Below are 12,355 nucleotides of genomic sequence, written 5' to 3' on the forward strand. Positions count from 1 at the left end.
TATGGACTTTACCTTTACCGATGACCAGCAAGTCTTCCGCGAAGCCATCAGTCGTTTTTTGATGACCGAAGCGGCACCGGAAATGCTTCGCGAAATCTGGGAAACCGACGTCGGTCGCTCACCGGATTTGCGCAACAAAATTGCCGAGCAGGGCCTGACCGCGCTGTCGGTTCCCGAAGCCTTCGGCGGCCTGGGCATGGACGATGTGGCCTGGGCCTTGATGACCCAGGAACTGGGTTACTACGCCATTCCCGACTCTCTGGGCGACACCGCTTATGTCGCCAGCGCACTGATTGCACAGTTGCCAGCCCAGACCCCGCAGCGTGGCGAATGGCTGGAGCGCATTGCTGAAGGCAGCCTGCGGGTTGCCATCGGCCACCCGGTCAACCCGCTGGTGGCCGATGCCGCCCATGCCGACCTGCTGCTGCTGGCCCATGGCGATGAAGTGCATGCCGTGCCCCGCAGCCAGGTTGACGTGCAACCCCACAGCAGCATCGATGCATCCCGGCGTCTGGCGCAGGTCAGCTGGCAACCGGGCCCAGCCACCCTGGTGGCCGAGGGCGAGCATGGCCGCCAGCTTTGGGCGCAGACCCTCGACCGTGGCGCCTTGCTGGTGGCCGGGCAACTGGTGGGCCTGGCCCAGCGCATGCTCGATTTGTCAGTGGATTACGCCGCCCAGCGCAAACAGTTCGGCAAGCCGATTGGCAGTTTCCAGGCGGTCAAGCATCACCTGGCGGATGTTGCCACCCAGCTTGAATTTGCCAAGCCGGTGCTGTATCGCGCCGCTTACGCCCTGGCCCACGGCGAGAAAAACGCCTCGGTGTGGGTGTCCCAGGCACGTCTGGCGTGCTGTGAAGCCAGCTGGCTGGCGGCCCGTCACGGCATTCAGGTACACGGTGCCATGGGGTACACCTGGGAAGTCGACCTGCAAATGTTCATGAAGCGGGCCTGGGCGCTGGACAACGCCTGGGGTGATCGCGCCCTGCATAAAACCCGGGTGGCCGAGCATGTACTGAGCGGCGCGGCGCCTTTGGGCCCCGGCCATACCTTCGAGGATTGATTGATGCCCCAAGCCTATATTGTTGACGCCTTGCGCAGCCCGACCGGCAAGCGCAAGGGCGGTCTGGCCCATGTTCACGCGATTGATCTGGGCGCCCATGTACTCAAGGCACTGGTTGAGCGCAACCAGATTCCGGCCGACGAATACGACGACGTGATTTTTGGCTGCGTTGACACCATTGGTTCGCAAGCGGGGGATATCGCCCGCACCAGCTGGCTGGCCGCCGGTCTGCCGCTCAATGTGCCCGGCACCACCATTGACCGCCAGTGCGGCTCGTCGCAGCAGGCGCTGCACTTCGCCGCGCAGGCAGTGATGAGCGGCACCCAGGATGTGATCGCGGTGGGCGGTGTGCAAACCATGACCCAGATCCCGATTTCTTCGGCGATGCTGGCCGGGCAGCCCCTGGGTTTCAGCGACCCGTTTTCCGGCAGCAAAGGCTGGCAGGCACGTTTTGGCAATCAGCCGGTCAACCAGTTTTATGCGGCGCAGCGGATTGCCGACCACTGGGATATCAGCCGCCAGCAGATGGAAGCCTACGCCCTGGAAAGCCACCGTCGGGCACTGGATGCCATCGCCGGGCGCCGTTTTGTCAATGAAATCGTGCCCTGCGAAGGGGTGTGGGACGACGAAACGCCGCGCCACACCAGCCTCGCCAAAATGGCCGAGCTGGAGCCGGTATCTGCCGAGTTCCCTTCGATTACTGCAGCGGTTTCCAGCCAGACCTGCGATGCCTCGGCAGCCTTGCTGGTGGTCTCGGAAGCTGCGCTCAAGCGCTACAACCTGACACCCCGGGCGCGGATTCATCACCTCTCGGTGCTGGGCGACGACCCGATCTGGCACCTCACGGCACCGATTGCCGCGACCCGTGCCGCGCTGAAAAAAGCCGGCATGAACATCAACGACATCGATCTGGTGGAAATCAACGAAGCCTTTGCCTCAGTGGTTATGGCCTGGGCCAAGGAACTGGATTTCGACCCGGCCAAAACCAACGCCAACGGCGGCGCGATTGCCCTTGGCCATCCGCTGGGGGCCAGCGGCGCGCGGTTGATGACCAGCCTGCTCAACCAGCTTGAGCGCAGTGGCGGGCGCTATGGCCTGCAGACCATGTGCGAAGGCGGCGGGCAAGCCAACGTGACCATTATTGAGCGTCTCTAGGAGCATTGACATGGCAATTTGTGCAAACCGTACCGTGATCATCACCGGCGCTGGCGGCGGCCTGGGCCGCGCCTATGCTCTGGCTTTCGCCGGGGAGGGGGCCAATGTGGTGGTCAACGACATTCGTCGCGAAGCCGCTGAAGAAGTGGTCGCCGAAATTCGCCAGGCAGGCGGCCAGGCCATCGCCAACGCCGATGACATCACCACCACCGCCACCGCGCAAAACATCGTCGATGCCGCACTGGCGGCGTTTGGCGAAGTGCATGTGCTGGTCAATAACGCGGGGATTTTGCGCGACCGGATGTTTATCAGCCTGGGTGAAGACGACTGGGACGCGGTGATGCGCGTCCATCTCAAAGGCCACTTCTGCCTCGCCAACATCCTCGGCAAGCGCTGGCGTGACCTGGCCAAGGCCGGTCAACCGGTGGCCGCACGCATCATCAATACCAGCTCGGGGGCCGGCTTGCAGGGCTCGGTGGGACAGTCCAACTACAGCGCCGCCAAAGGCGGGATTGCCGCCTTGACCCTGGTACAGGCCGCGGAGCTGGCGCGCTACGGAGTGACCGCCAATGCCCTGGCCCCGGCGGCCCGTACCTCTATGACCGAAAGCGCGATGCCGGACGTGGTGAAGAAGCCTGACGACGGCGGCTTTGATGCCTGGGCCCCGGAAAACGTTGCGCCGCTGGTGGTGTGGCTGGGCAGCAGCCTGTCGGGCCATGTGACCGGGCAAATCATCGAAAGCCAGGGCGGCAGACTGTCCCTGGGGGATGGCTGGCGCACCGGTGTAACCCGGGACAAGGGCGCGCAATGGCAGCCCGAAGAAGTGGGCGTGGCCATGGCCCAGATCCTCGCTGAAGCCCCCGCCCCGCAGCGGGTCTGGGGCAGCTGACACGAATGCCCCTGTGGGAGCTGGCAAGCCAGCTCCCACAAGGTTGCGCATGTTGTTTCGTTAGAACAAGAGAATTTCTGCCATGAGACAAGCTCCTCCCTATGTGCCTGGTCACCAGTTGCTGGCCGGCAAGTCGATTTTGATTACCGCTGCCGCCGGTGCCGGTATCGGTTATGCCGCTGCCAAGCGCTGCGCCGAAGAAGGCTGCCGTGCCTTGATGATTTCTGATATCCACCCGCGCCGCCTCGAAGAAGCGGTTGAGCGCCTCAAGGCCGAAACCGGGTTGCAGGCGGTGTACGGGCAACTGTGCAACGTCACTGTCGAAGCCGATGTTCAGGCGCTGGTGGCCGCTGCCGAAGAGGCGCTGGGCGGGGTCGACGTACTGATCAATAACGCCGGCCTTGGCGGTCAGGTACGCCTCACGGAAATGACCGATCAACAATGGTCGTCGGTACTCGATATCACCCTGACCGGCACCATGCGCATGACCCGCGCCATGCTGCCGCATATGGAACGCCGTGGCGCCGGTGCCATCGTCAACAACGCCTCGGTGCTGGGCTGGCGTGCGCAAAAGGAACAGGCCCACTACGCCGCGGCCAAGGCCGGGGTCATGGCCCTGACCCGTTGCAGCGCCCTGGAAGCCGCGGAGAGCGGGGTGCGGATCAACGCCGTGGCGCCGTCGATCGCTTTGCACGACTTCCTGAAAAAAGCCTCCAGCAGCGAATTGCTGGAGCAGCTCACCAGCCGTGAAGCCTTTGGCCGCGCCGCCGAAGTCTGGGAAGTGGCCAACGTCATGGTGTTTTTGGCCAGCGACTACGCCTCGTACATGGTCGGCGAAGTGCTGCCCGTCAGTTCACAACAGGCTTGAGGTGAGGCAATGAGTACGCTTTTTAGCAGCGCCGGGCAGTTACTCGCCGCACAGGGGCTGGATCTGGGGCGCACCGACTGGCTGCTGCTGACCCAGGAGCGGATCGACCTGTTTGCCGAGGCGACGGGGGATCACCAGTGGATTCATGTTGACCCGGTGCGCGCTGCCAGCGGCCCGTTTGGTGCCTGCATTGCCCACGGTTATCTGACCCTGGCGCTGGCCAATCTGTTTATGCCGCAGTTGATGCAGTTCGCCAATCTGGCCATGGGCGTCAATTACGGCAGCGACCGGCTGCGTTTTCCGGCAGCGGTCAAGGTGGGTTCGCGGGTACGCGGGCATGGCCAGATCCTGGGGGTCGAGGCCTTGGGCGATGCGTTGCAGGCGGTGGTGCGCATCAGCGTCGAAATCGAGGGCAGCGAGCGCCCCGGCTGCGTGGTGGACACCATCAGCCGCTACACCTTCAACCCTATTGAACAGTGAGCCTTGAACATGAATTTAAATGACGTTGTGATCGTATCCACGGCCCGCACCGCGCTGAGCAAATCCTTCCGCGGTTCGTTCAACGACACTGAAGCACCGGTGCTCGGCGGCCATGTGGTACGGGCGGTGGTAGAGCGTGCCGGTATCGAGCCGGGCTCGGTCGAAGACGTGATCATGGGCGCCGCCGCACAACAGGGCACCCAGGGCTACAACATCGGCCGCCTGTGCGCCAATACCGGGGGCTTGCCCGACACCGTGCCGGGCATGGCTATTGATCGCATGTGCGCCTCGGGCCTGATGAGCATCGGCGTGGCCGCCAAAGGGATCATGACCGGCGAAATGTCGATTGCCGTTGCCGGGGGGGTCGAGTCGCTGTCCCTGACCCAGAACAAGTACAAGAACACCTACCGGGCCCAGTCCGAAGCGGTGCTGGAGTGCATGCCGACGGCCTACATTCCGATGCTTGAAACGGCCGAAATCGTGGCCCGACGCTACAGCATCAGCCGCGAAGTGCAGGACCAGTACTCCCTGCAAAGCCAGCAGCGCACCGCAGCCGCACAGGCCGCCGGGCTGTTCGCCGATGAAATCGTGCCTTTGGCTGCGCGCAAGCTGCTGTTCGACAAGGAAGGCAAGCCCAGCGGTTATCAGGACGTGATTGCCGACCGCGACGAGTGCAATCGCCCCTCCACCACACTGCAAGACCTGGCCGCCCTGAAACCGGTCTGGAAAGACGGCAAGTGGGTGCAACAGGGCGAGTTCATCACTGCGGGCAACGCCTCGCAATTTTCTGATGGTGCTGCGGCGGTGCTGCTGATGAGCCGTGCCGAGGCGAAACAGCGCGGGATCGAAGCGCTGGGCACCTACCGCGGGATTGCGGTGAGTGGTTGTGCGCCGGAAGAGATGGGCATTGGTCCGGTGTTTGCGATTCCCAAATTGCTCAAGCGCTTTGGCCTGACCGTATCCGACATCGACCTGTGGGAGATCAACGAAGCGTTCGCCTGCCAGGTGGTGTACTGCCGTGATTTTCTGGAGATCCCCAATGACCGCCTGAATGTGAATGGCGGGGCGATTTCCATTGGTCATCCGTTTGGCATGTCGGGTGCGCGGATGGTGGGCCACAGCCTGCTGGAAGGCCGTCGCCGTGGCGCCAGGTTTGTGGTGGTCGCCATGTGTATCGGCGGCGGCATGGGCGCGGCGGGGCTGTTTGAATTGAACTGATCTGGAACTAGACCTGGACCTGGACCTGGACCTGTAGGAGCGAGCTTGCCTCGCGAGCTTTTCCACGGAGCGACACAGAGCTCGCGAGCAAGCTCGCTCCTACAGAGAACGCAGGCTGTGATGGGGGACATGTTTGGTAACGCTTTTTGCGACCTGTGGGGTATAACGCCTTATGGCTTTTCAATAAGGACAATCCGTTATGCAAACCCCTTCACAAAGGCCGCTGTGGCAGATCTATCTGATCTTCCTGGCGCCTATGGTGCTGTCCAACTTCCTGCAGGGGTTTTCCGGCACCCTTAACGGAATCTATATCGGGCAGATGCTGGGCACTCACGCACTGGCAGCGGTGTCGGGAATGTTTCCCGTACTGTTTTTCTTTATCGCTCTGGTGATTGGTCTGGGCGCCGGGGCTTCGGTGCTCATCGGTCAGGCCTGGGGGGCCGGCGAGACGTCCATGGTGAAGCAGATCACCGGGGCCACATTGACCCTCGGTGCGCTGGTCGGGCTGATCGCTGCAGTGCTCGGCAGTGTGTTTGCACGACCTGCCATGCAGGCGTTGGGCACTCCGGCCGATGTGCTGGATGAAGCCGTCGGTTATGCCCAGGTAATGATGCTGATCCTGCCCTTGCTGATGGTGTTCATTCTGTTCACCCAACTGCTGCGCGGGGTGAGCGATACCCTGTCGCCGTTGCTGGCGCTGATGGTATCCACCGCGGTGGGCCTGCTGCTGACCCCCGCCTTGATCAAGGGCTGGGTCGGGCTGGCGCCCATGGGTATTCAGAGCGCTGCACTGGCCGGTCTGGTGGGCAACCTGTTGGCCATGCTGTTTCTGGGCTATCGCCTGCGTCATAAAAACAGTGTGATGGCACCGGACCGCGAGCTGTGGGCTGCGCTGCGCCTGAACCGGGAAATTCTCGGCAAGGTGCTGCGCATCGGTTTGCCCACCGGGGTACAGATGGTGGTGTTGTCGCTCTCGGAGCTGGTGATTCTGGCGCTGGTCAACAGCCACGGCTCCCAGGCCACAGCCGCCTATGGCGCGGTGACCCAGATCGTCAATTACGTGCAGTTTCCGGCGCTGTCGATTGCCATCACGGCGTCGATTCTCGGGGCCCAGGCAATCGGGGCAGGGCGCAACGAGCGTATCGGGCCGATCCTGCGTACCGGCATGCTGATCAACCTGTGCCTGACCGGCGCTCTGATCGTGCTGGGCTATGTGTTGTCGGACTGGCTGCTGGGGCTGTTCATTACCGATGTCGATGCGCGGATTCGGGCCGAGCACCTGTTGCACATCATGCTCTGGAGCATTCTGGTGTTCGGTTTCCAGGCGGTGATTGGCGGCATCATGCGTGCCAGCGGCGTGGTGCTGGTGCCCATGGGCATCACGATTTTCTGCGTGTTGTGCATCGAACTGCCGGTGGCCTATGCCCTCAATGCCCACTTCGGCCTGGAAGGGGTGTGGATGGCGTTCCCGGTCACCTACCTGGCGATGCTGGGATTGCAGACGGCGTATTACCGTCTGGTATGGCGGCATAAGCAGATACAGCGTTTGGTCTGAACCCGTACCCCTGAAACCCTGTAGGAGCGAGCTTGCCTCGCGAGCTGTTGGCCATTTTAAAGCCCGCTCCTGCAGATATGTACATATGCAGATACATAGAGAGGCAAGTCAGGCCGTCCGGGCTAGGCCATTTGGACGATGTGCCCGTGACCCACCAGTCCGAAGATCGAAGGCAGGTTCTAGGCACCTCGCCGCCGAGGTAGCCAGAGCATCCACGATAATAAAAAGAGGACTGGCTGCATGAACTCTGCCCAGCAACTGAATCGTGCAGCGAGGCTTCGACCATGCGTGCAATGATCGGCTATCTGGTTTGCCTGATTGTCGCGGCAACCGTCGTTTTCACCTTCACTCCCCATCCTGCACCCGTTGTCGCCTCTGTTCAGTTGCGTCCCGATCGTCTGCAGATCAACGGCATGCTGTACCTCGATCAGCGCGTGGTGGCTGTGGGTGAGCGCGGCAATATTCTGCTCAGCGACGACCAGGGTTTGTCCTGGCAGTCCGCCGTGGTCAAGCCGCAACGTGACTTGACCCTCACCGCGCTGGTGCAGCTGTCGGACAAGACGCTGTTGGCTGTCGGCCATGATGGCTGGATTTTGCGTTCCGCAGACGGGGGCGCGAACTGGACTGAAGTGCGTCACGACGATGAAGTCGCCGAGCCTTTGCTGGGAATCTGGAATGCCGGAGGCAAGCACGTGCTGGCGTTCGGCAGTTTTGGCAAGTTTTACCAGTCCGATGATGACGGCCGTACCTGGCAAGCCCAGCCGCTGGAAGTCGACAGTGCCCACCTGAACGGCATGGACGGCGGCGCGGATGGCCGGCGGATGCTGGTGGGCGAGCAGGGTCTGGTGATGCGCAGCGACGATGGCGGGCGCAATTGGCAGAAACTGCCCGCGTTCTATAACGGGTCACTGTTTGGCGTGGTGCGTTTGAGCCCCGACCGCTGGGTAACCTACGGCATGCGCGGGCATGTCTTTGTCAGCCAGAACTTTGGTCAGAGCTGGGATCCGGTGGCGGTGGGCAATCAGTTGCCGCTCTATGGCCATGCCCTGTTGCCCAGCGGCGGCGGGCTGTTGATAGTTGGCGCGGGCAGTTCCGTGGTGCGTCTGGATGGCAACGGCCATTTAGTCAGTGCCAGCCGCTTGCCCGGTCTGGGCACCTTGACCTCGGCGGTGCTGGTGGGCTCACAGCGGTTGCTGGTGGGCGGTGAGCGCGGGGTATTCCAGGGCACTGATGGCAGCGTTGCTGCGTTGGGAGATGCCAAATGAGCACGGCTAAATCTGCAGTTGACCGCGTCGTCGAGCGTACCGCCGACCTGTTGATCGCCTGGCGCAAGGGGTTGCTGGCACTGTTTGTGTTGCTGACCCTGGCCCTGGGCTACAGCGCCACCCACACTCAGCTCGATCCGGGCTTTAACAAGCAAATCCCGGTGCGCAACGAGTTCATGGTCAATTTCCTCAATTTCAGTCAGTACTTCACCGGTGCCAACCGTTTTCTGGTCAGCGTGAAGTGGAAAGGTGAGGGCGATATCTATAATCGCGAGTACCTCGACACCCTCAACAAAGTCACCGGCGACGTGTTCTTTATCAACGGCGTCAGCCGCGCCAGTGTTACCTCGTTGTTTACCGCCAATGTGCGCTATATCGAAATCACCGAAGAAGGCTTCTTCGGGGATGTGGTGGTGCCGCCGCGTTTTACCGGGTCTGGCGAAGACCTGGCCCAGGTTCGCAGCAATATTGCCCGCTCTGGGCAGATCGGGCGGCTGGTGGCCAATGACCTGAAGTCGTCGATGGTACGTGCCGACTTGCAGGACCTGGACCCGCAAACCGGCAAGCCGGTGTCCTATGCCGAGGTCGCCAAGCGGCTGGAGGACATTCGCGCCAAATACAGCAACGACGATATCGAGATCAATATTGTCGGCTTCGCCAAGCTGGTGGGGGATGTGATTGAAGGTTTGACCACGGTAATCAGCTTCTTCGTGATTGCCTTTGTGATCACCGGCTTGATGCTGTGGCTGTATTCCCGCTCCTGGCGCCTGACGCTGGTGGCGCTGGTGGTGGCTTTGCTGCCGGTGGTGTGGCTGCTGGGCCTGCTGCCTTTGCTGGGGCTGGGGATCGATCCGATGTCGATTCTGGTGCCGTTCCTGATTTTCTCCATTGGCGTGTCCCACGCGGTGCAGATGACCAATGCCTGGAAGCAGGACGTGCTGGCCGGCAGCCCTTCGGTACAGGCGGCCCACAGTGCATTTTGCAAGATTTTCATTCCCGGCTCGCTGGCGTTGCTGATGAACGCTCTGGGCTTTGGCGTGATCATGCTGATCGATATTCCCATCGTCCATGAGTTGGGGGTGACTGCCTGTATCGGCGTGATGCTGATGATCATCACCAACAAGTTGATGCTGCCGATCATCCTTTCTTATCTGAAGCTCGAACCCCGCGCTCTGGCCCAGGGGCTCAAGGCTGCCGGGGGCAAGCATGCACTGTGGTGGCGGCTGTCGGCACTGGCCGAGCCCAAACCGGCGCTGGCGGTGTTTGTCATCAGCCTGTTGCTGCTGGGTGTGGGTGCCTACAAGGCGCGGGATCTGGCCGTGGGCGATATCGGCGTCGGGGCTCCGGAGTTGCGCGCCGATTCACGCTACAACCAGGACAACCAGAAAATCATTAACAGTTACTCCATCGGCCTGGATGTGATGTCGGTGTTTGTTCAGGTCAAAGGCATTGAAGAAGGCTGTCTGGCGCCGCAGGTGATGCGGGCGATCGAGTCGTTCGACTTCCAGATGCGCAGCGTGCCCGGCGTGCAGTCGGTGCAGAGCGTGGCCGGCATGGGCAAGAACGTGATTGCCGGCAACAACGAAGGCAACCCGCGCTGGTCGGCCATTCCGGGCTCCGAGCGCGGTTTGAGCCAGGGCGCACGGGCCTATATGCCGGACGACGGACTGGTGACCGAAGGTTGTCAGCGCATGCAGATTCTGGTGTTCCTGACCGATCATGAGGGGGCGACCGTCAGTCATGTGGTCAAGGAAACCCAGCGCATCATTGCTGGCCTGCAAACCCCAGAAGTGCAGTTCTTGATGGCCGGCGGCAATGTGGGGGTGATGGCGGCTTCCAACGAGGCGGTGAAACAGGCCGAAGTGGTAATGCTCGCCGCCCTGTTCGGTTCGGTGGCGCTGTTTTGCTGGCTGACCTTCGGCTCGTTTCGTGCGGTGCTGTGCATTCTGGTGCCGTTGGCGATCGTGGCCATTCTGTGCAACGCCCTGATGGCGACCCTGGGCATAGGCCTGAAAGTCGCAACCCTGCCGGTAATGGCGCTGGGAGTCGGGGTGGGGGTCGATTACGGGATTTATCTGTACGAGCGCATAGCCCATGAAATGGCTGACGGCAAAGATCTGCGCAATGCGTTTTACCAGGCCATGTGCCAGCGTGGTACGGCAGCGGTATTTACCGCACTGACCATGTCCATCGGTGTGTGTACCTGGGCTTTTGCACCGCTCAAGTTCCAGGCTGACATGGGCGTGCTGCTGTCCTTTATGTTCCTGGTCAACGTGCTGGGGGCGATTTTCCTGCTGCCGGCCCTGGCTGCCTGGTTCAACCTGGGACGGCCGCTGGTCAAGGTCAGGACTGTGGTTGAACCACAGGCCCATGCCGGGCATTACCCGCTCAAGCAGAGCGTGTCTGCCAAGGATCAGTCAAACCGTTGAAATAGAGGGTTGGCCGGGCTTGTATGCCGGTCAACATAAAGAAATACTGAGTCGCTTTTGCGCAGGGTTGACGGAGCATCCCGCTTCTGCGCAAAGGCAAGTCGCTAGTCATAAAAACAATAATGAGGGCAGGTCTTTGAATCTGGCCCAATGCGAGGAAATGTCCGTGGATACAGTGACCCTGAATCACCAAACCCTGACCAGTCTGGGACTGGATTTGTCCGATTACGATCAAATGATCGGCAGGTTTTATGATGGAGCGCTGGACCCTAAGGTCATGGGCCGTACCCTGTGCGCCGTGCGTGAAATGTTTGCTGCCAACTATGCGACGCTGATTCTGCGGGTGCCGGATCAACCGGACCTGGGGTTGATGATTGTGGCGGGTGACATCGAAGGCGAGGGTGAGCTGACCTATCAGACGTACCCCCAGACCAACACGCCTTTTGCCGGCCAGGCCCTGGATCAGGTCTTCACCGTCGAGGACCTGATGAGTGAGTCGGACTGGACCCACTCTGCCTATTTCAAAGCCTATTGCGGGCCGCAGAACGTGTATCACGTGATGGGCGCCGACATCTCCACCCCGGACGGCGGCAAGCTGCGTTTCCGGATCACCCGGCCTAAAACCTCGCCCAGATTTTCCACTGCGGAACGTGCCCTGTGCGGTATGTTTTTGCCCCATTTGCGCCGCGCCCTGCACCTGCACAATCTGCTGGACCGCAGTGAGTCCATGAGCGAGCTTTATGCCCAGGCCATCAGCCGGCTGTCGGTGGCGACCATTGTGCTCGACGAGACGGGCAAGGTGCTGCGCCTAAACCCGGTGGCCGAAGAAATCCTTAAAAGCGCCGATGGCCTGAAACTGGTGGGCGGCCGACTGGAGGCCACCTATCCCAGCGACAACCGCGAATTGCAGCGTCTGGTCAAACACGCGTTCAGCCCCGAAGTACGCGAGGGCGGGTTGACCGCCGATGCCATGTCCGTGACCCGGCCTTCGGGTCAGGTCAGCCTGGGCCTGGTGGTGGAGGCGATTCCGTCGCTGGAATGGGCTGAGGGCAAGAGCAAGCCGGCGGCGGTGATCTATATCCGCGATTCGGTGGGCAAGTCCCTGGCCAGTGAAGTGGTGACCAAGCAATTGTTCAACCTGACCAAGGCCGAAACCGCGCTGGCCATGGAGCTGGCGAACGGCTTGTCCCTGGAAGAAGCGGCCGAGAACCTGAACATCCGGCGCAACACGGCGCGGGCACACTTGCGCTCGATCTTTTCCAAAACCGGTGTGCGCCGTCAGACCGAGCTGGTAAGGATTCTGCTGAACAGCGTGGTCGCGCTGGGAAAGCCCAAGTGCGCCTTGCGGGGGGATGAGTCGGTGATTGTACCGGCGCCGCAGTTGGCGCGGCCCGTTCGTAAAAGCGCTTAAGCACTCACGTCAGTCAGGCTCGCGG

The 12,355-nt window shown here is 61.6% G+C and carries 10 protein-coding genes; all 10 read left to right on the top strand.

Going from position 1 to position 12,355, the window contains the following annotated elements:
* The first annotated feature begins 1 nt into the window (after nucleotide 1).
* The 10 genes from B195_RS09655 (at nucleotide 2) to B195_RS09700 (ending at nucleotide 12,330) form a co-directional block, all read left to right on the top strand.
* Complete coding sequence (locus B195_RS09655) at nucleotides 2-1,060, top strand: acyl-CoA dehydrogenase family protein (protein ID WP_003446451.1); 1,059 nt, start codon at nucleotides 2-4, stop codon at nucleotides 1,058-1,060.
* Nucleotides 1,061-1,063: 3 nt separating this feature from the next.
* Nucleotides 1,064-2,215, top strand: coding sequence for an acetyl-CoA C-acetyltransferase (locus tag B195_RS09660; protein WP_003446453.1), 1,152 nt, complete (start codon nucleotides 1,064-1,066; stop codon nucleotides 2,213-2,215).
* Nucleotides 2,216-2,225: 10 nt separating this feature from the next.
* Nucleotides 2,226-3,104, top strand: coding sequence for an SDR family oxidoreductase (locus tag B195_RS09665; protein ID WP_003446455.1), 879 nt, complete (start codon nucleotides 2,226-2,228; stop codon nucleotides 3,102-3,104).
* 82 nt (nucleotides 3,105-3,186) lie between these two features.
* Nucleotides 3,187-3,972, top strand: a complete 786-nt coding sequence (locus B195_RS09670; RefSeq protein ID WP_003446457.1) for an SDR family oxidoreductase — start codon at nucleotides 3,187-3,189, stop codon at nucleotides 3,970-3,972.
* Between the two features lie 9 nt (nucleotides 3,973-3,981).
* The gene (locus B195_RS09675; protein ID WP_003446460.1) at nucleotides 3,982-4,452 is read left to right on the top strand and encodes a MaoC family dehydratase; all 471 of its coding nucleotides are present in this window, start codon (nucleotides 3,982-3,984) and stop codon (nucleotides 4,450-4,452) included.
* Between the two features lie 9 nt (nucleotides 4,453-4,461).
* Nucleotides 4,462-5,670: an acetyl-CoA C-acyltransferase gene (locus tag B195_RS09680; RefSeq protein ID WP_003446462.1), complete on the top strand. Its 1,209-nt coding sequence runs from the start codon at nucleotides 4,462-4,464 to the stop codon at nucleotides 5,668-5,670.
* A 199-nt stretch (nucleotides 5,671-5,869) separates the two neighbouring features.
* Complete coding sequence (locus B195_RS09685; RefSeq protein ID WP_003446464.1) at nucleotides 5,870-7,225, top strand: MATE family efflux transporter; 1,356 nt, start codon at nucleotides 5,870-5,872, stop codon at nucleotides 7,223-7,225.
* A gap of 284 nt (nucleotides 7,226-7,509) precedes the next feature.
* The gene (locus tag B195_RS09690; protein WP_003446465.1) at nucleotides 7,510-8,490 is read left to right on the top strand and encodes a YCF48-related protein; all 981 of its coding nucleotides are present in this window, start codon (nucleotides 7,510-7,512) and stop codon (nucleotides 8,488-8,490) included.
* On the top strand, nucleotides 8,487-10,919 hold the full coding sequence (locus B195_RS09695; protein WP_003446467.1) for an RND family transporter: 2,433 nt from the start codon (nucleotides 8,487-8,489) through the stop codon (nucleotides 10,917-10,919). Before B195_RS09690 ends, B195_RS09695 begins: the two co-directional genes overlap by 4 nt.
* 166 nt (nucleotides 10,920-11,085) lie before the next feature.
* Nucleotides 11,086-12,330 carry a helix-turn-helix transcriptional regulator gene (locus B195_RS09700; RefSeq protein ID WP_369826381.1) on the top strand — a complete coding sequence of 415 codons (1,245 nt, stop codon included), beginning with the start codon at nucleotides 11,086-11,088 and terminating at the stop codon, nucleotides 12,328-12,330.
* The last annotated feature ends 25 nt before the right edge of the window (nucleotides 12,331-12,355 follow it).

Source organism: Pseudomonas sp. Lz4W (assembly GCF_000346225.2).
In the GTDB taxonomy this organism is placed as follows: domain Bacteria; phylum Pseudomonadota; class Gammaproteobacteria; order Pseudomonadales; family Pseudomonadaceae; genus Aquipseudomonas; species Aquipseudomonas paraversuta.

Excerpts from the sequence above, each read along its gene's own strand:
- B195_RS09695 (WP_003446467.1), top strand. The coding sequence starts at position 8,487 with ATGAGCACGGCTAAATCTGCAGTTGACCGCGTCGTCGAGCGTACCGCC.
- B195_RS09660 (WP_003446453.1), top strand. The coding sequence starts at position 1,064 with ATGCCCCAAGCCTATATTGTTGACGCCTTGCGCAGCCCGACCGGCAAG.
- B195_RS09680 (WP_003446462.1), top strand. The coding sequence starts at position 4,462 with ATGAATTTAAATGACGTTGTGATCGTATCCACGGCCCGCACCGCGCTG.
- B195_RS09685 (WP_003446464.1), top strand. The coding sequence starts at position 5,870 with ATGCAAACCCCTTCACAAAGGCCGCTGTGGCAGATCTATCTGATCTTC.
- B195_RS09670 (WP_003446457.1), top strand. The coding sequence starts at position 3,187 with ATGAGACAAGCTCCTCCCTATGTGCCTGGTCACCAGTTGCTGGCCGGC.
- B195_RS09690 (WP_003446465.1), top strand. The coding sequence starts at position 7,510 with ATGCGTGCAATGATCGGCTATCTGGTTTGCCTGATTGTCGCGGCAACC.
- B195_RS09665 (WP_003446455.1), top strand. The coding sequence starts at position 2,226 with ATGGCAATTTGTGCAAACCGTACCGTGATCATCACCGGCGCTGGCGGC.
- B195_RS09675 (WP_003446460.1), top strand. The coding sequence starts at position 3,982 with ATGAGTACGCTTTTTAGCAGCGCCGGGCAGTTACTCGCCGCACAGGGG.
- B195_RS09655 (WP_003446451.1), top strand. The coding sequence starts at position 2 with ATGGACTTTACCTTTACCGATGACCAGCAAGTCTTCCGCGAAGCCATC.